This window comes from Phaeodactylibacter sp., from assembly GCF_022763345.1.
Classification (GTDB): domain Bacteria; phylum Bacteroidota; class Bacteroidia; order Chitinophagales; family Saprospiraceae; genus Phaeodactylibacter.
Genome location: NZ_JALEGS010000049.1, coordinates 41,264 through 63,273, shown reverse-complemented (window position 1 = coordinate 63,273; position 22,010 = coordinate 41,264). Strand labels below are relative to the sequence as shown.

Genomic DNA, 22,010 nt, shown 5'->3' with positions numbered 1-22,010 from the left:
CCAAACACAACATGAAATACAGCAACTTATGGTTCGGGATGATCATTACGGCACTTCTGTGGAGCTGTGGCAGTGAGGCCCCTCCTCCTCCCAATGATCCAGAAGCCGTCTTGAAACAATACCAGGGTTTGGTAGACAAAAACCTGCTTGAAAAAGCGAAAGCGCTTAGCACGCCTGCGGGACAAGCCTGGCTGGATGAACTGAAGGCTATTGTGGAAGAAGAACCCGACAGTACGCTTTTCCATACCCGATTTCTGTCTGTCAACTGTATGGGCGAAGGAGATACCTTGCGATGTCAGTGCGTACTCGAAGATCAATACGAGCGCTATACTTCCGACTACCATCTGGTAAAGCTCAATGGCCAATGGCTGGTTGATGCGCCTCAGGATGAGATACAAATCGACAATGATATTCTGGAGCAACTCCCCGATAGCCTGGTCCGGGAAATGATGCAAGAATAAACCTACAACCATGAGCATACCAAAAGTGGGGCTCTTCTTTGGCTCTTTCAACCCGGTCCACGTTGGACACATGATCATCGCCAACTATATGGCCACACAAACCGACCTGGAGGAGGTGTGGATGGTCGTTTCTCCCCACAACCCACTAAAGCCCAAAAAGACGCTCGCCCGAGACCACGACCGGCTGCACCTCGTTCGGCTGGCTATTGGCGACAATCCAAAGCTAAAAGCTTCTGATGTTGAGTTTGGACTACCCCAACCTTCCTATACTGTAGACACCCTCTCCTACCTGAAAGAAAAATACCCCAACCGGCAATTTGTGCTCATTATGGGCGGTGACAATCTGGCGACTTTGCACAAATGGAAAAACTACGAGCTGCTGCTCCGTGACCACGAAATCTTTGTTTACCAGCGCCCCAGCCATGACTTGGGCGACTTGCAGCAGCACCCAAGTATTAAAATTGTGGAAGCACCACTGATGCAGATTTCCGCCAGCTACATCCGCAATTGCCTGAAAGCCGGGCAGTCCGTGCAGTACCTGGTGCCTGATGCTGTATATCAGTACCTCGAGGAGGTTGCTATTTATCGTTGAATACCTACCAAGCATAGCCTCAACCCGCAATATTCAAATTTTAGCTTTCACAAGTCAAAAGTCGGTTAAGCTATTGCAAAGACTTGCTGGTGTATACCATTTAATTTATTTTCACCTTTGAAATATTTGTCTCTTGACTTAAAATAATCCAGGCTCCTTTCCTGAAAACAAAAGGCACCAAGATAAAGCTGTGCGCCTTTTGCCTTGGTGCTCCTTACACTTATTTGGTAAGCGATTTTGGCTTGTTTAACCGTTTAAGCAATTGTAACATGTAAGGTTCTAATGTTATGCACGAAATAAAATTATCCTACCTTCAGAAAGGTGAAAAGGGCGGATCAAAGGAGCATTATTGGCATTTCATGCTGGGTTATCTCCTTCCATCACTGAATCATATCCTTAAGGTTACTAAATCCCGTCCAGAATATTCCTCCAGGTTCGTTTTTGAGGACTGCGGCCCGGTGATGAATGACCTGATTGAAGAGATCGCTGATTTATTTTCAATTCAATACCGAATAGAAAACAACAGAGCAACCAATGCTGAAGATGTCATTATTGTACCCAGGTGGGACATTCTGCTCAGGCGAAGCTTTTTTTTCCTAGTCTGGAGACGGCGGTTCGTAACGGATTTGTCCATACGCAATACCAGAAAATTCCCGAAAAGAGTGCGCCGAAGCATTGCAATCTCTCGGCAGAGCCTTCAACTCAAAAAAGACCTGCTTAGTGTCAGAGATGCGATACTGTCCAGAATTAATGACTTGGAAACGGTGCCATCAGCGGGGATGCTACTGCTCAAGCGTTCAGAGATGCCTGCTTATTATAGTGAAAACGGTCAGGCCCGAAAAAAAGGATACGGCAATTCCCGCAGATCAATGCTGCACCTGGAAGAGGGTATGAAATTATTACGGGAACAGGAAATCTCCGCCACCATCTACGAGCCTGGAAAATATTCGCTAGTTGAGCAGATTCATACCTTCCATAAAGCTGATGGGATCGTTGCCATACGGGGGGCGGACCTTGCCAATATGCTTTGGTTAAAGCCGGGAAGCCTGGTCCTCATGGTCAATCCTATGGGCAAGGGCTCTTTCCATATCTATAACTATTGCTGCATCTTAAAATTATTCCTGGTTGAACGCCTCACAGAGACTAATTTCCCTAGTTTTCTTGAGTTTCAATTCGATAAACTGATTAAGACCTATGCCTAGAACTGCCAAAACAATTGAGGAATTACAATTTTTTTTATCAGAAACGCTAAATACATCCTCCTTTCGTATACAACGGGCTTCCTTTGACGCTCAGGAGGAGTGGCTGATTAAAGACGGAATGCTTTCGCACAGAACAGGAGGCTTTTTTCATGTAATTGGTGTGAATGATGCGAAGGCCGATTCTGATACGCTTTATCTTTTCCAGCCTCAAAGCGCTCTTACGGGGCTTATTATCTGTCCCTCGAAAAACAGCAGGGACCCTTATGTGCTTACCCAGGCCCGAATTGAACCGGGAAACACCGGGGTCATACAACTGGGCCCCACCATTCAGTCCACGCCTGCAAATTTTCTCCGCCTTCACAACGGAAAGAAAAACCCTTATCTGGATTATCTCTATTCCGGTCACCATTATGTAACGGGCTTTCATTCCACCAATCAGCTTGACCTTGGAAAACGCTATTACCAAAAAACAAAGTGGCACAATTTTGCGCTTGTCAGCTCCCTGCTGGAAACAGCGGATACCTATATTTGGCTCCCGCTGTCTGTCCTGGCTGAAGCAGTAAAAATGGATTTCATCCTCAATACCGATTTACGCTCCCTTATTGCTATTTTTAATTGGGATTCTCTATCTGGTCAAAGCGCGCAGCCTAAACAAAATCAGTCGTCAGCAATACTGGAGTACTACTTAAGAAAGAGCCAACCCGTTTATTGCAGGAACAAGTTCATTCCGATTGATCAATCAAGTGCCTTCTCCATGGAAGACCAGGCGATACGCATTAACAAAAACGATCAGGAAGTCGGGCTCTACCAAATTGAGACCAACCACCGGGAAGTACAAAGATGGACGCAGCCACTTTGGAGCGCTGAGGGAAAAGGAAAAGCCATACTGCTTTGCAGCGACTTATCCGGGCAACGCGTATTTCTGCTTACTGTAGAAGAGGAGAAAGGTACAGCCTCTTCTTTTTCGATATCAACTTCTTTTCTTTTTTATCCGGAGGACACTCACGCCCCGGAAATCGACAGCCTTCCTCCTCCTTTGGCCAGGTTTGCTCAATCTGATGAAGGGGGGCGATTCATCAACCACGAATTCGAGTTCCAGCTTATTGAAGTAGACTATGGTTTTCCTATCCGGCAAAATCAGTTTTGGGTGGGCATTGACGAACTAATACGTATATTAAGCACTTCAAATCTTTGCAATATCCAGCTGCGAGGTATATGCTCGCTCCTAATTGAGCAACTTAATCCTCTGACGTTTGAAACCTAAACAGATCTGCCATCTCTGAAGCCGGCGCTTTGTTTGGTCAACACAAGACTGTGAGAACCACTCCATCTTTCATTAATTATTGAAAGTTTCATAAAAAAGACTTACCTTGAGGCAAACTTGATTCCAACCTCATCGGTTTCAAACAGGAACAAACGAGATATTATGATCAGCCAATATAGAATGAAGCTTGACCTTGTGGGACAGTCCGTTTTGATTGCCCTTGCCATGATCGTGGTCTTAGGCAAATGGTGGCTCTGGGCACTTGTAATTGTGGCAGGCCTCGCGCTTTGGCAAACCGGCAGCGCTTTTCATCTGATAGCGGCTTATGCCTACCGCGCCCGCAAACCGTATTTGTTGTTGCTGGGCAGCATCCTTCTCCTTCTTCCGCTCAAGTTTTGGCTGGCTGGCTACTGGAGCCTGGTCGTGCCGGGATTCGTGGTGCTTCTTTACTTCTTCATCACGCTTCGGGACACGATCGTGGTCCTTCGCAGGCCAAGGTCCTTTTGGGATATATAAATTTTTTGTTTTCAAATATTGCAATAAACAACAAGATTAGTTATATTTGTATCGGACTTGTATTTGATATGCGCTTATTTCTGTAATTATTGCTCCACGAGTATTTCGCAGTTCCTGCCATTTCAGGCAGATTTTCATGATTCATTTTACCGATTTGCGGCAAGTAGCTTCCACCAGGGAATGGTTGGTTAATCAGACGGTGTTAGCCTGTATGGAAGATAGGGTGCTTTAGCTTTACTGCTGTCAAAGCAGCAGGGCAGGCTTAGGGCCACAGCCTCCGCCGGGCTTTGCAGAGGTGCCCGGATGGCGGTCGTATCTCCGCCACGAGTTCTCCTCAGTGGCAGCTGCCTTGCCGGATATTGCGCATAAAGAACGACCAAAAAACCAAAATCATGAAAGAAGAACTCCTGCATTATGCCTGGCGTATGCGCCGCTTTAATGCTACTGCGCTTCAAACGACCGATGGAGAAGCCGTCGAAGTCCTGCACCCTGGACAGCTCAACACCCACGCCGGACCTGATTTCCTGAACGCAAAGCTGCGGATCGGTCACACCGTTTGGGCAGGGAATGTAGAAATGCACCTGCGCAGCTCAGACTGGCTACAGCACGGGCATCAGACGGACAATGCGTACGACAACGTAATCCTGCATGTTGTCTATGAAGACGACGCACCCATTCAACGCGGCAACGGCACTCCCATCCCCTGCCTGGAAATGAAGCAGCGTATTTCAAGAAGGCTGGCTGCCCATTACCAACGTTTGATCCAAAGTGAGCAATGGGTACCCTGTGCTAGTACGCTCGGACAAGTGAGCGAACTCACCCTCAACCTATGGCTGGACCGCATGGCTGCCGAGCGGCTGGAGAGCCGGGCCAGCAAGATTCTGGAACAACTGGAACGCAACAAGGAGGGTTGGGAGGAAACCTTCTATCAGTTTATGGCTCGCAGCATGGGCGGAAAGGTCAACGCTGAACCCATGCAAATGCTGGCAGAACGTACACCTTTGCTCCTGCTCTATAAATACCGCCACAGCCTGTTTCAGGTCGAAGCCCTCCTGTTTGGACAATCGGGGCTACTGGAAGGTACCTTCCAAGACGAGTACCCCAGGCGGCTGCAACAGGAGTACCGCTTTTTAAAACAAAAGCACGGGCTGACGGCTATACCTACCCAAATCTGGAAGTACCTGCGGCTCCGCCCTGCCAATTTCCCCACCATCCGTATCGCACAGCTGGCTACGATGATTTATCAGCAGGCAGGGTGGTTCAGCAAAGCCATGGCAGCCCATGACCTTAAGGAACTCAACAACTTTTTCACCATCAAGCTTTCTAACTACTGGTGGGACCACTACACCTTTGATAAAGCCTCTCATCGAAAAGCCAAAGCCTTGGGTGAACAGACTGTCCGTTCGGTCATCATCAATACGGTTGCCCCCATGCTTTTCCTATACGGCACCCGGAAGGGAGATGACCGCATCAGGGACAAGGGGTTGGATATACTCGAAAAACTCCCTCCAGAGCAAAACAAAGTGATCAGGGAATGGAAGCGCCTTGGTGTAAAGACTAGTTCTGCGTATCATACTCAGGCATTACTGCAACTGAAACAACAATATTGCAATCCCAAGCGATGCCTGGAATGCGCCATCGGCAATGCGCTGCTCAAGCCAACCTCCAAAGCAGAAGAGCCCTGGCTTGATGAGATGATTGGGGAGGATTGGGAAAAGAATTGGTCATTATTTGATCTGGAATATCATCAGGCTTTCTCCCATACTTTGCAGCCTTCCGTACAGTTGGTGCAAATGTCAATTTGATCACGCCCCTGTAGCAGCTGCGTCCGGAATTGCTGGTATGCCTTGCCCTGCCATAGCTCGGCAAACGAACTGCGCTTAAGGTCACCCAGCTGATGCTGTGCGTCTTTGTCAAAGCAGCAAGGCACGACCAGCCCGTCCCAGGTGATGACGCAGGCGTGCCAGAGTTTCCAGCAGTGGTTGAGCAACTGATTCTTGACCCGGTAGGTGCCATCTTCCTGCCGGGCGTAGCGAGAGTAGCGCTCGTTGAGCGGGATAAGTGGGTTGCCTTGCTCGTAGTCGTAAACCTGTGCGGTCTTCAGACGGACCTCATCAATACCTATTTCCTCCGCAAGGCGGTAAATTTCCGGTATCTGATGCTCATTGGGCCGTACTACTAGAAACTGAAAAATGATATGAGGCTTTGAGGCTTTCATTTCCCGCTTTGCTGCCACAACATTTCTTGCACCCTGAAGCACCGTCTCAAGGCGGCCTGCTTTTCGGTAGTTTTCGTATACCTCCTGTGTAGTGCCGTCTACAGAAATGATGAGCCGGTCTAACCCGGAGGCGACCGTTTTCTGAGCATTGGCTTTATTCAAAAAATGCCCATTGGTGGAAGTAATGGTATAAATGCCCCGCTTTGAGGCATGTTCCACCATATTGAGAAATTCAGGATTGATATACGGTTCTCCCTGGAAATAGAAAATCAGATAGACGAGTTTATCGCCCAGCTCAGTGATAATCTGCCGGAAGAAATCTTTCTTTAGGTTCCCGGTAGGCCGGGTAAAAGACCTGAGCCCGCTTGGGCATTCCGGGCACCGCAAATTACAGGCAGTAGTCGGCTCTACAGAGATGGTGATGGGCAAGCCCCATTGTACAGGGCGCCGTAGGAACCGTGTCACCCAATAGGAAGACCAGACCTTCACCGCATTCCAGGCTCTTCGCAAGGTTAATTTGCGCAAAAAATTTAATACATCGGCGGTGTAGATCCTCATACAGTGCGGGGATTGTTTTAGGTTGGCATCTTACCCTGCCCAACCTTCCCGGTCGAGGCTTCTGAAATGTATAGCCTCAGCCAGGTGCTCTATTTCAATATTTTCGCTTTCATGCAAGTCAGCCGCAGTCCGGGCCACCTTTAGTATACGGTCATAGGCCCGGGCGGAGAGTTGTAGTTTTTCCATAGCCTTTTTTACCAGCATCCGGCCAGCCTGCCCAATTTCACAGAACTCCCGAACCTGCCTGCCCGACATTTGTGCATTGGCATTGACGCCGGGAGCATCTTTATAGCGTTCCGCCTGAATCTCTCTTGCTTTGATGACCCGCGCCATAATTTCGCTGCTCGACTCGGCCGGCATTTCCTTACTGGCCAACTCATCGTAAGACACCGGTGTCACTTCCACGTGCAAATCGATCCGGTCCAACAGCGGGCCGGAGATTTTATTGAGATAGCGGTTGATTTGAGCTGGCCCGCAGACACACTCCTTATCCGGGTGATTGTAATAGCCGCACGGGCAAGGGTTCATAGAAGCGACCAACATGAAATTGGCCGGGTAGTCAACCGTCATACGTGCCCGGGATATGGTCACCCGGCGTTCTTCCATCGGCTGTCGCAGCACTTCCAGCACCGTCCGCTTAAACTCAGGCAACTCATCCAGAAACAGTACGCCGTGATGTGCCAGAGAAATCTCTCCGGGCATGGGGTTGCTTCCGCCCCCAACCAGTGCTACATCGCTAATGGTATGATGAGGGGACCTGAACGGGCGGTTCGCAATCAGAGCGGAATCGGGAGGCAGTACACCAGCTACAGAATGGATTTTTGTAGTTTCCAGTGCCTCGTGCAAGTTTAGAGGCGGCAGTATAGTAGGCATACGGCGCGCCAGCATGGTCTTACCCGCTCCCGGAGGTCCTATCAGGATCACATTATGCCCACCAGCAGCAGCAATTTCCAGAGCCCGCTTAATGTTTTGTTGACCCTTTACGTCAGAAAAATCAATATCGAAGATATTCTGCTGATCGAAAAACTCATCCCGGGTCAACACCATTTTAGGGTTGATCCTGAGGTCGCCATTAATAAAATCGGCGGCTTCTTTTAAGCTGCTTACCCCATACACATCCAGTTCATTTACGATTGCTGCCTCACGGGCATTCTCTTTAGGCAGGATAAACCCTTTGAAGCCCGCCTTCCGGGCCTGAATCGCAATCGGCAGCGCCCCACGAATAGGCCGGAGGCTGCCATCGAGCGACAGTTCCCCCATCATGATGTATTGGTCCAGGGTACTGCCATCGATTTGTTCAGAAGCTGCCAGGACCCCCATCGCTATGGGGAGGTCGTAAGCAGAGCCCTCTTTACGGATATCAGCAGGTGCCAGATTGACAACGGTTTTGATCCGCTTCATTTTGAACCCGATATTCTGCATAGCAGCCTCCATACGGGAGAAACCTTCGCGGACTGCATTATCCGGAAGGCCTACCAGGTGGTAAAAGTTTTTTTCTGTTGCTACCTTACCACCGACATTCACTTCTACGGTGATGGTTTGCGCATCGACACCTTGCACAGCGCCGGCATAGGTCTTGATTAACATGGGCGTTCTTTCCTTTTGTGGTTATACAGAGAGATGCTCCCGGAACTTATCAGGACCGGGAGCATTGGAACACCCTAAATTAAGGTTTTTTTGGGTTAGTACCGGTCATTATCCTCAATTTCCGGTCCTTTTACTGGATCCATTAGCAGGAACCGCGCTTTCTGGAAGCCAGGATTCGAACGTTGCTTCCCCTTTCTCATGCCTTTTTTGCCTGTACGCTCCGGGGCGTTTGCCTCGGCAATGGTTTTCATATCCTTTTCCCACTGCTCTCGTTTAGGTTTGATCTCTTCCATCAGTGTATTGATCTCCTCATCGTACTTTTGTACCAGCGCTGAGAGTTCATCCTTATGGGGACGGGAATCTGCTTTTTGGCCGCCATCCTTTTGCGGGCGGGACGCTTTCCGCTCGGCACGGATCTTGACAAGCGCCGCTTTATCCTCATCACTGATTTTGGCCTCCAGCTTTTTGCGCTGCTCCAGCAAGACGGGCGCTACATTTTGTTTGTGATAATCGCGCATCTCCTCCCGCATGGCTTTAGCCTCTGCTTTTTTAGCTTCATGGCGGGCTTCCAGCAGCGCTGTTTGCTCTGCCGTCAAGATGGCATCCAGTTCACTTTTTAGTGATTGGTGCATCGATTGCTTACGGGTGTGCTCTGCCTTTCGGGCTTCTTTATAAGCCGTACGCGTCTCTTGCTTTAATTCCTCGATCGCCTTTTCCTGTTCAGGCGTTAGCTGTAGTTCTGCTTCCAGCTCTTCAATCGCTTTGAAGGGATTGCCATTGCCACCACGGTGATGGCCATGGGATTGTGCCCATACTGCACCTGCGGATAAAAACAGAGCTAGCAATAACAAGCTGGCATTCAACATTACTTTTTTCATAGCAATAAATTTTGATATTTGATGATACAGGCGCCCTGGGGTTTAATCCCACTGCCGCCTTTTTTTAGGATGGCCGTCCCGCATCTCAAAACGTCGGGAGAACCGGTTTAATTTTTCTACCTGCTCTTCAGTAAGCAGGGGTTTTATTTCTTCGTGCATTTGCTCAATCACCGCACGGCGGTCGGACCCGAAACGATGGTGCATGCTGTCAATCCGCACACCGTATCGCTGCACAATGGGGTCAAGGGTTTTTTGCTGCTCTGGAGTAGCCTGTATGCGCCGGTACAGGAAATCTTCGAAACCACCCGCTTTGCGCATCCGGGCCACATCATGCATACGATCTACCACCATACTCCGGTGCGTGACCCAGCCTCCTGCAAATCCGGCAGCAAGTAGTAAAAACCCAATCAGTAATAGCTGTAATCGGCTCATGATTATCCATTAATAGGCTTGAAGTAAAGTGACGGCATCTTCGGGTGCCAGTTCGCTCACCCCCACGAGGGCATCGGGGGAGAAACTCCCCGCCGACCAGTAGACGCTCCCCCCCGCCAGAAGTATGACTGCTACGCTTGCGGCAGCAGCCCAGTACAACCATCGGACTGGCAGACGGTCAGCAGCGGCTTGCTTCACGCTTTGCATAACTGCATCTGTGAAGGCGCTACTTTCCGGTGCTGGCACAGAACGGAAAGCCTCGCGCAGCTTCCGGTACTGATCTGCCTGCTGCCGCAGCTCAAAGGAAGTACGCAGGGCTTGTTCCAGGTCCGCCCGGTCTTCACCTACCAGTTCTTCATCGAAAGACCGGGCAAGTAAGCCCTGATAATATGCTTCGTCTTTCATAGCCATGGTTCTAAAATTGATCTTAGTTTTTGCTGCGCTCTTGCTAAACGTGAGGCGATAGTGCCCTGTGGCAACCCCAGAATATCAGCCGTCTCCTTTACGGAGTACCCCTCCACCAGACGCAAGGTGACTACCGCCCGAAACTCAGGGTCGAGCTGTTGCATCGCCCGCTGCAGTGCATCTTGCAAATCCTGACGCTCGGGCCGGGCTGAAGAATCTTCAACCTGCAATTCCGGGCCATCTGACCGGGCAAATGTTAGCCAACGCCCTTTGCGCTTACGCTTTTTCAGCTCATTCAGGGAAAGATTGATCGCAATACGGCTGAGATATGTACTCAGCTTTGCATCTCCCCGGAAGTCCGGCAACGCCTGATGCAGGCGGATAAATACCTCCTGTGCCACGTCATCGGCTTCCGGTACCGCGCCCAACATACTGCGTACAGTTGCCCGTACCTGCCCCTGATGCTGCTCAACCAGCACCCGGAAGGCCCGGGTATCGCCTCTTTTGGCGCGTTCTATACCATCATTGGTTTGGAGCATGCAGCTTTTTTCGGTTGCTTTCGTGGGTTAGACAACGCTAAGCCCCCTTTTTTTCCCGCCACTTCGTTTTTTTATTGCCGAAGCAACTGACCTATGCGGACCGCCCCGCCCTGCCGGGCTATTACCCAGTAAGCACCAGGGGGTAAAGCAAACAAATCGAGCGTGGCGATGCGGCCTTCTATGAGCTGACGGATGACAGGCTGTCCGGCAGCATTGAAAACCATAAGCTCACCGCCTGATTCGGGAAGGACGACCTGTGCCTGCCCTCGGGTTGGATTAGGGAACAGCGCTAAACGGACCGGTTCAGGATGGTCCGCTGAAGAGGAAAGCCCACTTAGGGTAAACCGGGAGAAGAAATGCCAGATCTCGGCACTCCCGTTGATATCCTGATTGGTCACACCAATGGCAATAGGCGAGCCAGGCCAGGTATGGCCACCACCATTAATGCGGAAATGCCACACATCGCCCCGCTCTGCGCAACCTGCGGATTCGATAAACGATACAGTAGAGGCGTCTGTGGTATTCGTATTGGGCAGCTCAACTGTAACGGCATCTCCATCGCAGCCATTGTTTGCATTCCAAAAAGCCAAGAGCTCCTCAATAGAAATAGCCAGGAGAGGCTGCCCTTCGTAGGGGACGGTGGCATCCTCTGTACCGTGGATTTCCAAAACCGGCACAGGGCGGTCGGGCGCACACTCGCTGATATAGGCAGGCACCATGCTTCCAGTCACCGAGGCAATAGCTGCTATACGGTCATTAAGTTCGCAGGCAAGGCGGTAGCTCATGAAGCCACCGTTGGACATACCGCATGCATATATCCGCTCCGGGTCGATTGAGTACTGAGCCGCGAGGGTATCAATCAGGGCGCTGATAAAGCCTACGTCATCAGCGGTGCTCCCAAATGTCCAACCCACATTCCAGGCATTGCTGATGCCATTGGGATAACATACGTAAAAGCCAGCAGTATCTGCCACCGGGTTCATCTGAGCATAGGCTTCCTGCTGAAAAGCATTGGAGCCAAAGCCGTGAAGATTGAAAACTAAAGGGCGCGCCCCATCAAAGGAAGAGGGCGGAATCCGCAACCGGAAGTCGCGTTCCTGACCATCAAATTCAAAACTTCCGGTGACGGTTTCCTGAGCCTGTAGCAGGCTGACTGGCAACATCAGACACAATAAAACAGGTATCCACTTTTGCATAAGATAAAGAGATTTAGGTTCCCCGTTAAGATAGGCCTTTTAGGGCAAGCGGGCACCTTTTGTGAGCAACGCTACTAATTCTTCGGGGTTTTCAGCACGTTCAGTCAGCCCCAGCATTGTGGAAGCTTTGCGAAACAATACCGCTGGCGACTCCCCGGCTTCCCGCCATGCCTGCAGAGACCCTGCTCCTTTACTCTTGGAGAGTTTTTCCCCATCTGTCCCTTTCACCAACTCATGGTGCCAGAAGGTCGCGTTTTGAAAACGGCCTGCCCCCAGCAGCCCTGCCAGGTACAACTGGGAAAGCGTCGATGCCCATAAATCGGCTCCACGCACGACAAAGTTGATCCGGAAGTGCTCATCATCGACAAGGGAGGCGAGCTGATAGGCCGGGAATCCATTCTTTTGGCGTACCACAAAGGCGTCTATCTCTTGCAAAGAGACCGCTTGCTGCCCTTCGCGCCACTGATGCACCTCAACCGATTGCCCGGAGGCCGGGGGCCGGATACGCCAGGCGGTTTTGGGGGTGCCAAAATCCAGTTTCCTTGCGAGACAGGTACCAGGATAGCTGCCATCCACACTAAGCGAACGGATCTGCTTTCGGCTACAGATACAGGCGAATAATTGCTCCCTGTCCCTTAGCTGCTGCAGGAAGGCTTCGTAATGATCCAGTCTGGTGTGTTGTGACCAATGAGAAAAAAAGTGGTCCACGCCGACGGGCCCTTCATCATAATCCAAACCTAACCATTCCAGTGTCCGGAAAACATCTTCGACATAGGGCTTACGGGTGCGGGCTTTATCAAGATCATCAATACGAAGTACGATATGCCCGTTTCCTGCACGGGCAATAGCCCAGGTCATAATAAAAGACAGCCCGTTGCCAGGATGCAACAGTCCGCTGGGCGTTGGGGCCAATCGGGTACGCAGAGGTGCAGAAGCCATAATACATGCATTTCCCGAAGTTCATCTGCCGGGCAAGATAGCACCTGAGCAGGCTTTCACCAACCTGATAGGCGCCCGGCAGATCACTCCACAAAAAAACTCCTACATCAGGGGAGACTGAATGTAGGAGCACTAACATACTATGAGAAAACTACACGGTCAAATTTAAGAAAAGCTAATAGGTGAACGGAGGGGCAATTAGAAAGCGGGAAGGCTGGAGGAGATTAAGGTGCCGCTGGGATAGAAAATGGCATAAAAAAACCTGCACCGGTGTTAGGTGCAGGAGGTTCAAACAAACATACTATGAGAAAACTGGTAGCAAGATAAGGTTTTGCATACCTCTTTGGAGGCACCTTTCCGGGTACGGTCAGTTTGGGCCCGGTAATGGCAGGGTTAAATTATCTAACGGGTAGAGGGGTTTATAAAGTAGTGGTGGATTGAGCAGATGGGCTGACCTTGATTTCCAGAATAGGAATCTTGATCTCTACCCGGGTACCCAGCGCCTCTCCTGTCTCAGGGTCCTTGAGGTCGTGCGTATGTACAAAGACTTCCTCTTTTTGGACATTGCCGGTGTGCAGAATTCGAAGCCGGTTTTCGGTAATGCTTGTCCCACGGGAGCGGTGATTTTGATAGCGGGGGTCATTCATCTGAAGCTGCAGTGCTCTGTCCCTGCCAATACCGTTGTCTTCTACCCGGCACAATATAGTTTGCTCATCAAACAGGAAAAAGAACACCTTGATCAGCCCGTTCTCCCGTGTACGCAGCCCGTGTTCGATGGCATTTTCAACGTAAGGCTGAATGATCATGGTGGGCACACAAAGGATGTCCTCCTCTATTTCCTCATCAATAATGATTTCGTAACTCAGTTTATGCTCGAAGCGGAGTTTTTCATTAATTACAAGGTATTGTTCCAGGAATTCAATTTCGTCCTCCAGGGAGATCACTTCAAGGTCGGAGTACTCCAGGCTTCGCCTCATCAGTTGGGCAAACTTGGCCAGGTATTTTGTGGCCGAATCGACATCGTGGGAAGTAATGTAATTCTGAATGGAGTTCAGCGCATTATACATGAAGTGAGGGTTCATCTGAGCGCGGAGTGCCTTGAGCTGAAGGCGGGTAGCTTTCAGCTCCAGCAACTCTGTCTCCTGTCGTTTTTTCTCCGCCTCGTACTTGGCTTCCACTTCGCGTTGCTTACGCTGGTCCACATCTCTATGATAGCGCTCCATGTACTCATCGTGCTTACACTGATATTCGTAGGCCAGCTTATAATCTAAATGTCTGGCGTGAAAGGCGGCCAGTTCCTTGCAGATATTGGCAATTTGCTGGTAATCTTCTGTTTTTTCGGCAAAATGGAGCGCCATTTCCAGCTGCTTCAGCGACTGTTCTGTGTCGTTCAGTTTTTGGAAGATTTCTCCCCGCCATAGGGCGACGTTGGAGAAGTTTTTGTTGTTTTTTTCCGGTTTTTGTGAGTAGACCTCATGAGCAAGGTCGAAGAGTTCCAGTGCTTCTTTGTACTGATCACGCTCCATGTAGCAAAAGCCTAGGTTAGCAAACGCGTTGGCACGGGCGTCTTCGCTGGCGTCATCTGCATTTTCCAAAGCAAGTCGGAAGAAGCCTTCAGCATTTTCCTGTTCCCCCTGTGCCATGTAGCTTTTACCTACACTAAGGTAATGCCAGGACAAGCGGGTACGAATGCCCATCTGTTCGCACATTTCCACGACTTTTCGGCGTGCCCGGATGCTTTTTTCAGGCTCGTCATTGCCTTCATAGATTTGTCCCAGCCCGGAATGAATCAGCGTGAGAAAATAATAATCCTTCAAATCCAGTGGTGACTGAAGCATTGTAATCATCTTATCAGCCTGCAGCAGCATCTCGATGGCTTTAGAGTAGTTGCCATAGTGGAGCTGCAGAAAGCCTTCCCGGCATATCAGGCGGGCCCGCAGGCGTTCACTGGGAAAGGTTTTCAGAATTTTCCCGGCTTTAGTCAGGTAGTCGTGCGCCCGCTCCATGTCTGCCTTATTGATGCACAAGCCGGCGTAGTCGATGTAGACTTCGGTCTGTTGATTAACCGCCCCTCTTTCCTGTAGCATCCCCATTGCAGTCTGGTAGTGGAACTCTGCCTCGTCATAGTCGTACATCTGGTTCTTGATCGTAGCCTCATAGAGATGATAATTCAGCAGCAGGTCTGGCGTTTCGATATCCCGGAGTATTTTGTAGAGCTCTTCGAGGAGTTCTTCAGCACGCTCAATATTGGAAAACACGTAATGAGCGATCAGCTTGTCCAGCAGAATCAGCCGCTGCCTGGGGTCCGGTTGCAGATAGAGCTTGTTTTCCAGCTGCTGCACATTAACGACACGTTGTTCGGAGGCTTCGATAAACATGGTAAAGGAATGTAGGTTGCGATAACCTAATCGTAGCGGCTATCGAAAGGGGTAAATTGTCAAAGGGCTACCTATAAAAGCAGGCACGCCCGCCTAAAGGTTTATTTTCGTAAGTTCGGAATGTTTCGGAACAATTTCAACAGAAGACAAATATAAAAAATGGCTATGCCTAAATGAATAGGTATAGCCATTTCCAGAAGGGGGGTAAATATCTTGAAAGTTACTGTGGGACTATGCCGCCACAGCCTTTATTCCAATTTTTCTTTTTACCCTTTTTACCACCGACGATCTTTTTCATATCCTCTTTTTTGATCGACTTTAGCTCCTTCTTAATGTCATCGAGGTTCTTCTTTGATCTTCCCATAGTAAATTAGATTTTCTGCACGGGCTTTTAATAACATAAGCATTATCACTTACCTGTGCGCCTGTAAAAGTAAAAAAACAATCCAATGCACCGAAGCATTGTGGCCGCAAGCTTAATATATTTATATCTCGCATAGACGGCTTTCCTATGTGATTGCTCTTCACACCAGACAAAATCAGGTGCTAATGCGTTTGTAAATCGTTAAGTGTTTTGTGTAGATATGTTATGGGAATTCTATACAACAGTACAAGGACCTTAACCAGTACAAATCGTAATGGTTGAATTGGGTGGTGTCTGTTCTGTTGCTCATTATTGAGCAGCGATGGCAGGGAAGGCTTAAAGCCCTTCTTGCAACCTTTTCATTCTTTCCATGAAAGCTGGCCGGCGACGGCGGGAAACTTCTATCTGAATATCATCATCCATAACGAGGTAACCACCGTCTCCTTTGACGAACTTTCGCATAAAATTCAGGTTGATCACGTGGCGTTTGTGGACTCGATAGAAATTGAAGGGTGCCAACAAGTCTTCGTAGGCCTTAATGGTCTTGGAAGCTGTTATGCGCTCTCCGCTTTTAAGATAAATATGAGTGTAGTTGTCTTCTGCTTCGAAACGGACGATATCTGCGATGTTCACAAAATAGATACCATCCAAAGCAGAGATGCTCATCTTAGTGAAAGCGTTTGGATTATTGTAGTAGCTGTTGAATAAATCCAGCCTTTTTTCTACTTCTGAGTTTTGCCGCAAATTGATGCGGGCGACTGCCTCTTTAAGTGCATCCGGGTCAATAGGTTTAAGTATGTAACCTATGGAGCTGTATTCACAAGCCTTGACAGCGTATTCTTCATAAGCCGTCACAAATATCACCTCAAAATCAATGGGTCGGATTTGGTTCAAAAGCTGGAAGACCAGCCCGTCTGGCAGACTAATATCCAGAAATGCCACATCCGGAGATTCTTCTTCCAGGAGTGCAGCACCTTCACTAATCGAACCCGCGTCTCCAATGATGTTCACCTGAGGACAATGCTCTTTCAGCAAATTCTTCAGGTTGTTAAGCCCTTTGGCTTCATCTTCAATAATTATGGCTTTGAACAAGGCTATTTTGTTTTAGTAGTTAAAGTACTAACAGCCCCAAATGCACTATCAAATATACGACTATTTTCGATTAATTGTTACACCAAATTAAAATTGTGGCGAATCAACCTCAAAAAAAGGGGGGCTCACACAATAAATAACGGCTGCAAATATAGATTATAAATTTAGAAATATAAACTATATCCACCAATTATTCCCTACTCGCTTTTAGGGCGTTGCAGTGCCACTTCTCCCTTTTTTCAATCCAGCCAAATGCGACGTGTGCATCCTGCTTGTTAAATCTACCGAGTTGATCCGGACTGATCTTTATCAAAAAAGGAACTTTCGCTACTTATTTATCACCGGATGACGCCTGCTCCATTTTCAAAATCATTTAATTAGCCCTAATTTAACGGCAAGCATTAATGCCACCACTACATGCCGCAATCTGAATCCTCCGCATTCCGGGACAAACTCCATGAGGTCATTTTCGAAGCAGATACGCCCGAAGGGAAAGCGTTCGATATCATCCTCCTGATCCTCATTGCCGCCAGTGTACTGACGGTGATGCTGGAGAGTGTAGAGCCCCTCCAACGCCAGTATGCGGCCTTATTCACCGTAATTGAATGGGTATTTACCGTCTTTTTCACCATAGAGTACCTACTTCGCCTCTACTGCGTGCTGCGCCCCAGGAAGTACGCAACCAGCTTTTTCGGAATTATTGACTTATTGGCAATTTTGCCGTCCTACCTGGCGCTGTTTCTGCCAACAGCCCAGTATTTCCTGATCATCCGTGCCTTCAGGCTGATTCGCATTTTTCGGATATTCAAAATGGCGCACTTCATTAATGAAGGGGATATTATCATTCAGGCGCTGCGGGCAAGCCGAGCTAAGATCACGGTTTTCCTCACTTTTGTCTCCCTGCTGGTGATTATCATTGGCGCACTGATGTACCTCATCGAAGGAGGCAGTAATGAAGGATTCTCCAGCATCCCCCGGGGTGTCTACTGGTCCGTCGTCACCCTTACCACCGTAGGTTATGGCGATATCACTCCGCGGACAGAACTTGGGCAGCTCATCTCCGCCGTGGTCATGATACTGGGTTATGCCATTATTGCCGTGCCGACCGGTATCGTCTCTGCCGAATTTGTTAAGGAATATAAGAGTGGCAGGACCAATACCCAAGCCTGTCGTTACTGTGGACAAGAGGGGCACGACCTTGATGCCATCCATTGCAAATACTGCGGCGAGAAACTGAACCCCTGAATTTACCGGACAATCAATACCGGGATATGAAACTCGAAGTTCAGTAATTGTATGGCCGTGCTGCCCAGCAGTATGGCGGGGATATTACTGCGCCCCTTTGACCCAATGACCACGAGGTCTTTGCTTTTTTGAATGGCGAAGTCGTACACCGCCTGAGCTGTAGTGCGGTCTTCACTATACGTAAATATGCAGGATATGCCCTGCAACGGCTCTGGCAGCCCCCGGCGAAACCGCTTGTACTGGTCTTCTGCCTCCTCCTTCATAGACTTCCGGAACCCCTGTACCGGGATAAAGGGGAAATAGTGCATTGGAATGGTATACACATGCTGGCTCGTGAGCACGCCACCAACCGCATTTTCAATCCGTTTGCCTGCAAGCAACGCACGCCTGGACGACGGAGAGAAATCAATTGGCACAACGATGCGCTCCATGTGGTGTGGTGCCGTCTCCGGTACGGCTAGCAGGTCTGACTTCAAAGAGGCTTGCCGCAAGACTTTTTCGGCCACCTGCCCTGAGCCTTGATAGGATAGTTTTTTGCCCACTACGATCAGCTCCACCCCCTGAGCACTGGCCGTTTTCACGATCTCCTGAGCCGTGGAGCTGCCCTCTGTGACGATGACTTCCCAATCCACGTCTGGCATCGTGCCGCCATTTTGCTGAAGGAAATGGGCATCAATATTTTCTTCAATTTCCTCACCAATGAGCTCTGAAAGCGGCCGCTCCAATTCTTCCAGAAGGGATTCCGCTTCTTCGGGATAGTCAAAACGGATGTTGTGCTGAAAATAGACCTCCTCCACTCCCGGAAGGGCTTCGCAGAGGAAACGAGCGTAGCGCAACATGACCTGGTCCATATCGGTCAGGTCCAGACCGAACAGTATTGATTTGTAGGCAACCATAGGTTATTCGACTTTATTTTTTTTCTGCCGCTTGGCAATGAGTTCTGATAAGACCTGCCGGTAGGACTCCCGCTCTTTCAGCTGTTTTTGCTGCTGCATCTCTTCGAATTCCTTAACCAGCCCTTTGTATAAACTATAACACATTACAAACAGCAATAGGGTAAAGGGCAGGCCGGTGGAGATCGCAGCAGTCTGAAGGGCTTTTAAACCACCTCCCAAAAGCAGGGTAGCAGCAACCGCCCCCTCCGAAAGGGCCCAGAAAATACGCTGCCCCACTGGCGCGTCCAGTTTTCCACCGGAAGTAATACTGTCTATTACCAGTGATCCACTGTCTGAAGAAGTCACAAAAAAGCTGGTCACCAGCAAGATACCAATAATAGAGGTCACAAAACTCAATGGATACTCCTCCAGCAGTACAAATAAGGCTGTGGCAATATTCTCATTTACAGCCGTGGCGATATCCCCTATCCCATTCAACTCAAGGAAGAGCGCGGAACCTCCGAAAACAGACATCCACAGGAACGTCAGCAAAGATGGCACCAACAGTACGCCCAGAAAAAACTCTCGTACCGTACGCCCCTTCGACACCCGGGCAATAAACATACCTACAAATGGCGACCAGGAAATCCACCAGGCCCAATAGAAAACAGACCAGTCGTGCTGCCAGGTGGTACCGGCATAAGACTCCGTCCAGGCACCAATGGAAATCAGCTCTTGCAGATAAGCGCCGGTATTTTGAATAAAGGAATCCATCAGAAAGACGGTAGGCCCAAGAATAAGCATAGCGATTAGGAAAATCAACCCCATGCGCATATTGAGTTCGCTGAGCACCCGCACCCCCTTGTCGAGCCCCAACACAACAGAAATCGTAGCGGCACCGGTAATTGCAGCGATCAAAAAGACCTGCATGTTAACCGTATCCGGTGTATCAAAAAGGTGGGCAAGTCCAGCTGAAACCTGCTGTACACCAAACCCTAGAGAAGTAGCAAGCCCAAACAACGTAGCCACCACAGCCACCACATCAATGATGTTCCCTATCGGCCCGTGAATACGGTCCCCTAACAGTGGGTAAAATACCGAGCGTAGCGTCAGGGGCAGTTTCTTATTGAAGGTAAAAAAGGCGAGGGACATACCCACGATTGCATAGATAGCCCACGCATGCAGCCCATAGTGCAAAAAGGTAAACTTCATAGCATCCTGTGCGGCAGCAGCAGGATTGGCGGCACCACGCGGAGGATTGGAATAGTGAAGAATCGGCTCTGCCACACTAAAGAACAGCAGCCCGATGCCCATACCCGCCGAAAAGAGCATCGCAAACCAGGCAAAAGTGCTGAAGTCGGGCTTTGCCTTGGGCCCTCCGAGGCGGATCTGACCCATTTTACTAAAGGCGAAGTAGAGGGAAAACGCCAGGAAAATATTCACCGCCATTACCAGCAGCCATCCGGCATTAGTGGTAATCCCGGCGGTGGTTTTTGAAAAAATCTCTTCCATCGGCTCCCCTATCCCCAGCGTCAGCCCAATGAAGATCAGGATGATAACAGCCGAAGGATAAAAAACCGGGGCGTGGATGTCAAAATACTTCTTAGACATAAACCTGTTGGTTGGGATGATTAAAAACTTGCCCAAAACACAAGTGTGCCACCTCTCCTAACCAGAGGTGGCACACGCGCATCTTTATTCAATGCTTTGCAATGAGTATGCTTACTGCACCAGCCACATTGCAGCGTTTTGTGAGTTAGAGCCGCCAAGGCGGTCTACTGCGGCGTTGTAGTTCGTTTCGTTCAGGCTGATCTCCTGACCAGGGTAGAGGAAACGAAGGGGCAGTTCGTCGTCATTGACGTTGGCGCAGGGCGGATTGAGAAATGGGATACCGTCCCAGCTCATCCCGCTCTCTTGGTACCACCGGCGCAGCTCAAAGTAGGGCTGTAAACCGTGGAAGAACAAAGCGACCCACTTCTGCTCCCAGATGTCTGTTACTTTTTCGTAAGCGACACCAGAGTTGTCATAGAAGTCTTCAAAGGAAGACCATTGCGTAGCGGACAAATCGACCTGATGGTACTCCATGGATGCGGCAATACCGTTGCGGTAGTGGCTTTCCACATCACCGGATATCCAACCCTTGGCTGCTGCTTCCGCCAATAGGAATTCAACCTCAGCGTAAGTCATCAGGATACCCTTTGCCAGGTCGATGCCCAGCTCTGAAGCGGTTGTCTGAGAAGCATCTACATAGTAGGCAGCGCCAAGGCGGGAGCCCGTTTTGCTGCAGTTTTCTGTATTGTTGCCATTATCCGCTCCATTGAAGGTGCCTTCGGTGGAGTACATATCGTTGTCCGGCCGTGCGTAGCGGAACAGACGAGGGTCATCGTAATCTGTCAGGTGGGCCACGAGGGTTGAGCTGATCGCCACTGCATCAAAGTCACCTGTTTTCAAGGGGATCAGTGGGAACTGATTCGGGAAAGCGTTGAGGTACGTCAGGGTGGCGTTGTCGTCATTGCTTTCCATAATATTGCTACCGTCGACGATGGCAGCAAAATCAGCTGCCGCGTTATCCAGTTGATTACTGGCCAGCATCAGCAGCTGCAAACGCAGGGAGTTCGCAAATTTCTGCCACTTGGAAGCGTCGCCATTAAAAATCAGGTCGCCGGCAATAGAGCCGCCGTTGGAAGAGGACAACAGATTGCTTGCACGCTCCAGCTCACTGAGCAGGTCTGCGTAGATTTCAGGCTGTGGGTCGTATACCGGTGTAAAGTTATCCTGCAGGCCGCTGATGGCGTCAAAATAAGGCACATCGCCATAAGCGTTCGTCAGTACGGAGAAAATCCAGCTACGCAGGACGATTGCCGCACCTTCGAGGTGAGCATTCTCTGATTCAATCGCAATTTCTTCCACAGCATACACATCAGTCAGGCTGCCGTAGAGCCCTTCCCAAACGGTAGGAAAGGCATTCCAGTTGTAAGCGTCTACCTCGTTACGGAGGGTCTTGGCACTTAGCTGGGCGATGTTGTTGCCCAGGAGGAAAGACTCTTCAGTGGTTGTATTTACACTGTTCCGAATAGCCGAAGCCATGAGCACGTCAGGAGATACCGTTGTGGGCTCGTTCGGGTTTTCGTTAAACTCGTCAAATTGCTCGCAGGAAACCAGGAACAGACCGGCCAGCACTAAGAGGAGTGATATAGATTTGAAAAATTTCATAAATGTCTTTTTTGTCTTGAAAAATAGGGAGGGAGGATAGCACTTCCTCCCTCGAA

Annotated in this window: 21 protein-coding genes; 7 read left to right on the top strand and 14 right to left on the bottom strand. The window is 49.5% G+C overall.

Features of this window, described 5'->3' with window-relative positions:
* The first annotated feature begins 11 nt into the window (after positions 1-11).
* From MRY86_RS12940 to MRY86_RS12915, 6 genes are all read left to right on the top strand, one after another.
* Positions 12-461: a hypothetical protein gene (locus MRY86_RS12940; RefSeq protein WP_293565133.1), complete on the top strand. Its 450-nt coding sequence runs from the start codon at positions 12-14 to the stop codon at positions 459-461.
* Between the two features lie 10 nt (positions 462-471).
* Positions 472-1,053, top strand: a complete 582-nt coding sequence (gene nadD / locus MRY86_RS12935; protein ID WP_293565135.1) for a nicotinate (nicotinamide) nucleotide adenylyltransferase — start codon at positions 472-474, stop codon at positions 1,051-1,053.
* A 287-nt stretch (positions 1,054-1,340) separates the two neighbouring features.
* Positions 1,341-2,255: a glycosyltransferase family 61 protein gene (locus MRY86_RS12930; protein ID WP_293565137.1), complete on the top strand. Its 915-nt coding sequence runs from the start codon at positions 1,341-1,343 to the stop codon at positions 2,253-2,255.
* Positions 2,248-3,519: an NDP-hexose 2,3-dehydratase family protein gene (locus MRY86_RS12925; RefSeq protein ID WP_293565139.1), complete on the top strand. Its 1,272-nt coding sequence runs from the start codon at positions 2,248-2,250 to the stop codon at positions 3,517-3,519. Before MRY86_RS12930 ends, MRY86_RS12925 begins: the two co-directional genes overlap by 8 nt.
* 162 nt (positions 3,520-3,681) lie before the next feature.
* On the top strand, positions 3,682-4,035 hold the full coding sequence (locus MRY86_RS12920; protein WP_293566440.1) for a hypothetical protein: 354 nt from the start codon (positions 3,682-3,684) through the stop codon (positions 4,033-4,035).
* A gap of 392 nt (positions 4,036-4,427) precedes the next feature.
* Positions 4,428-5,840 carry a DUF2851 family protein gene (locus tag MRY86_RS12915; RefSeq protein ID WP_293566439.1) on the top strand — a complete coding sequence of 471 codons (1,413 nt, stop codon included), beginning with the start codon at positions 4,428-4,430 and terminating at the stop codon, positions 5,838-5,840.
* Here the strand turns inward: MRY86_RS12915 and MRY86_RS12910 are convergent.
* The 11 genes from MRY86_RS12910 to MRY86_RS12860 all read right to left on the bottom strand — a co-directional run bounded on the left by MRY86_RS12910 (position 5,783) and on the right by MRY86_RS12860 (position 16,621).
* Positions 5,783-6,811: an SPASM domain-containing protein gene (locus MRY86_RS12910; RefSeq protein ID WP_293566438.1), complete on the bottom strand. Its 1,029-nt coding sequence runs from the start codon at positions 6,809-6,811 to the stop codon at positions 5,783-5,785. The two genes, MRY86_RS12915 and MRY86_RS12910, sit on opposite strands and share 58 nt — an antisense overlap.
* A gap of 30 nt (positions 6,812-6,841) precedes the next feature.
* Positions 6,842-8,398: a YifB family Mg chelatase-like AAA ATPase gene (locus MRY86_RS12905; RefSeq protein ID WP_293566437.1), complete on the bottom strand. Its 1,557-nt coding sequence runs from the start codon at positions 8,396-8,398 to the stop codon at positions 6,842-6,844.
* Positions 8,399-8,493: 95 nt separating this feature from the next.
* Positions 8,494-9,276 (bottom strand): hypothetical protein, encoded by a 783-nt coding sequence (locus MRY86_RS12900; protein WP_293566436.1) that lies wholly within the window; start codon positions 9,274-9,276, stop codon positions 8,494-8,496.
* Positions 9,277-9,318: 42 nt separating this feature from the next.
* A complete protein-coding gene (locus MRY86_RS12895; protein WP_293566435.1) occupies positions 9,319-9,708 on the bottom strand; it encodes a hypothetical protein in 390 nt (129 codons plus the stop codon).
* Positions 9,709-9,717: 9 nt separating this feature from the next.
* Positions 9,718-10,113, bottom strand: coding sequence for a hypothetical protein (locus tag MRY86_RS12890; protein WP_293566434.1), 396 nt, complete (start codon positions 10,111-10,113; stop codon positions 9,718-9,720).
* Positions 10,110-10,652: an RNA polymerase sigma factor gene (locus MRY86_RS12885; RefSeq protein ID WP_293566433.1), complete on the bottom strand. Its 543-nt coding sequence runs from the start codon at positions 10,650-10,652 to the stop codon at positions 10,110-10,112. The genes MRY86_RS12890 and MRY86_RS12885 overlap by 4 nt, the downstream gene beginning before the upstream one ends.
* Before the next feature lie 71 nt (positions 10,653-10,723).
* Positions 10,724-11,848 carry a PHB depolymerase family esterase gene (locus MRY86_RS12880; RefSeq protein WP_293566432.1) on the bottom strand — a complete coding sequence of 375 codons (1,125 nt, stop codon included), beginning with the start codon at positions 11,846-11,848 and terminating at the stop codon, positions 10,724-10,726.
* 39 nt (positions 11,849-11,887) lie between these two features.
* Complete coding sequence (locus MRY86_RS12875; protein WP_293566431.1) at positions 11,888-12,787, bottom strand: glutamate--tRNA ligase family protein; 900 nt, start codon at positions 12,785-12,787, stop codon at positions 11,888-11,890.
* Between the two features lie 419 nt (positions 12,788-13,206).
* The gene (locus tag MRY86_RS12870) at positions 13,207-15,165 is read right to left on the bottom strand and encodes a histidine kinase (RefSeq protein ID WP_293566430.1); all 1,959 of its coding nucleotides are present in this window, start codon (positions 15,163-15,165) and stop codon (positions 13,207-13,209) included.
* Positions 15,166-15,385: 220 nt separating this feature from the next.
* Positions 15,386-15,529, bottom strand: coding sequence for a hypothetical protein (locus tag MRY86_RS12865; RefSeq protein WP_160213662.1), 144 nt, complete (start codon positions 15,527-15,529; stop codon positions 15,386-15,388).
* Positions 15,530-15,865: 336 nt separating this feature from the next.
* Entirely contained in the window at positions 15,866-16,621 is a 756-nt protein-coding gene (locus MRY86_RS12860; protein WP_293566429.1) for a LytTR family DNA-binding domain-containing protein, read from the bottom strand.
* A gap of 417 nt (positions 16,622-17,038) precedes the next feature.
* Between MRY86_RS12860 and MRY86_RS12855 the strand changes: the two genes are divergently transcribed.
* Entirely contained in the window at positions 17,039-17,866 is an 828-nt protein-coding gene (locus MRY86_RS12855) for an ion transporter (RefSeq protein ID WP_293566428.1), read from the top strand.
* A gap of 2 nt (positions 17,867-17,868) precedes the next feature.
* Here MRY86_RS12855 and MRY86_RS12850 read toward each other — a convergent pair whose 3' ends face one another.
* The 3 genes from MRY86_RS12850 to MRY86_RS12840 all read right to left on the bottom strand — a co-directional run bounded on the left by MRY86_RS12850 (position 17,869) and on the right by MRY86_RS12840 (position 21,954).
* Positions 17,869-18,762, bottom strand: a complete 894-nt coding sequence (locus MRY86_RS12850; RefSeq protein ID WP_293566427.1) for a universal stress protein — start codon at positions 18,760-18,762, stop codon at positions 17,869-17,871.
* A gap of 3 nt (positions 18,763-18,765) precedes the next feature.
* The gene (locus tag MRY86_RS12845; RefSeq protein WP_293566426.1) at positions 18,766-20,352 is read right to left on the bottom strand and encodes a BCCT family transporter; all 1,587 of its coding nucleotides are present in this window, start codon (positions 20,350-20,352) and stop codon (positions 18,766-18,768) included.
* Between the two features lie 111 nt (positions 20,353-20,463).
* Positions 20,464-21,954: a SusD/RagB family nutrient-binding outer membrane lipoprotein gene (locus MRY86_RS12840; RefSeq protein ID WP_293566425.1), complete on the bottom strand. Its 1,491-nt coding sequence runs from the start codon at positions 21,952-21,954 to the stop codon at positions 20,464-20,466.
* Positions 21,955-22,010: the final 56 nt, after the last annotated feature.

Bases quoted from the DNA above. Each gene is read 5' to 3' on its own strand.
- MRY86_RS12940 (WP_293565133.1), top strand. From the start codon at position 12: ATGAAATACAGCAACTTATGGTTCGGGATGATCATTACGGCACTTCTG.
- MRY86_RS12870 (WP_293566430.1), bottom strand. From the start codon at position 15,165: ATGTTTATCGAAGCCTCCGAACAACGTGTCGTTAATGTGCAGCAGCTG.
- MRY86_RS12920 (WP_293566440.1), top strand. From the start codon at position 3,682: ATGATCAGCCAATATAGAATGAAGCTTGACCTTGTGGGACAGTCCGTT.
- MRY86_RS12925 (WP_293565139.1), top strand. From the start codon at position 2,248: ATGCCTAGAACTGCCAAAACAATTGAGGAATTACAATTTTTTTTATCA.
- MRY86_RS12840 (WP_293566425.1), bottom strand. From the start codon at position 21,954: ATGAAATTTTTCAAATCTATATCACTCCTCTTAGTGCTGGCCGGTCTG.
- MRY86_RS12880 (WP_293566432.1), bottom strand. From the start codon at position 11,848: ATGCAAAAGTGGATACCTGTTTTATTGTGTCTGATGTTGCCAGTCAGC.
- MRY86_RS12895 (WP_293566435.1), bottom strand. From the start codon at position 9,708: ATGAGCCGATTACAGCTATTACTGATTGGGTTTTTACTACTTGCTGCC.
- MRY86_RS12875 (WP_293566431.1), bottom strand. From the start codon at position 12,787: ATGGCTTCTGCACCTCTGCGTACCCGATTGGCCCCAACGCCCAGCGGA.
- MRY86_RS12845 (WP_293566426.1), bottom strand. From the start codon at position 20,352: ATGTCTAAGAAGTATTTTGACATCCACGCCCCGGTTTTTTATCCTTCG.
- MRY86_RS12900 (WP_293566436.1), bottom strand. From the start codon at position 9,276: ATGAAAAAAGTAATGTTGAATGCCAGCTTGTTATTGCTAGCTCTGTTT.
- MRY86_RS12855 (WP_293566428.1), top strand. From the start codon at position 17,039: ATGCCGCAATCTGAATCCTCCGCATTCCGGGACAAACTCCATGAGGTC.
- MRY86_RS12905 (WP_293566437.1), bottom strand. From the start codon at position 8,398: ATGTTAATCAAGACCTATGCCGGCGCTGTGCAAGGTGTCGATGCGCAA.
- MRY86_RS12865 (WP_160213662.1), bottom strand. From the start codon at position 15,529: ATGGGAAGATCAAAGAAGAACCTCGATGACATTAAGAAGGAGCTAAAG.
- MRY86_RS12850 (WP_293566427.1), bottom strand. From the start codon at position 18,762: ATGGTTGCCTACAAATCAATACTGTTCGGTCTGGACCTGACCGATATG.
- nadD (WP_293565135.1), top strand. From the start codon at position 472: ATGAGCATACCAAAAGTGGGGCTCTTCTTTGGCTCTTTCAACCCGGTC.
- MRY86_RS12930 (WP_293565137.1), top strand. From the start codon at position 1,341: ATGCACGAAATAAAATTATCCTACCTTCAGAAAGGTGAAAAGGGCGGA.
- MRY86_RS12890 (WP_293566434.1), bottom strand. From the start codon at position 10,113: ATGAAAGACGAAGCATATTATCAGGGCTTACTTGCCCGGTCTTTCGAT.
- MRY86_RS12910 (WP_293566438.1), bottom strand. From the start codon at position 6,811: ATGAGGATCTACACCGCCGATGTATTAAATTTTTTGCGCAAATTAACC.
- MRY86_RS12885 (WP_293566433.1), bottom strand. From the start codon at position 10,652: ATGCTCCAAACCAATGATGGTATAGAACGCGCCAAAAGAGGCGATACC.
- MRY86_RS12915 (WP_293566439.1), top strand. From the start codon at position 4,428: ATGAAAGAAGAACTCCTGCATTATGCCTGGCGTATGCGCCGCTTTAAT.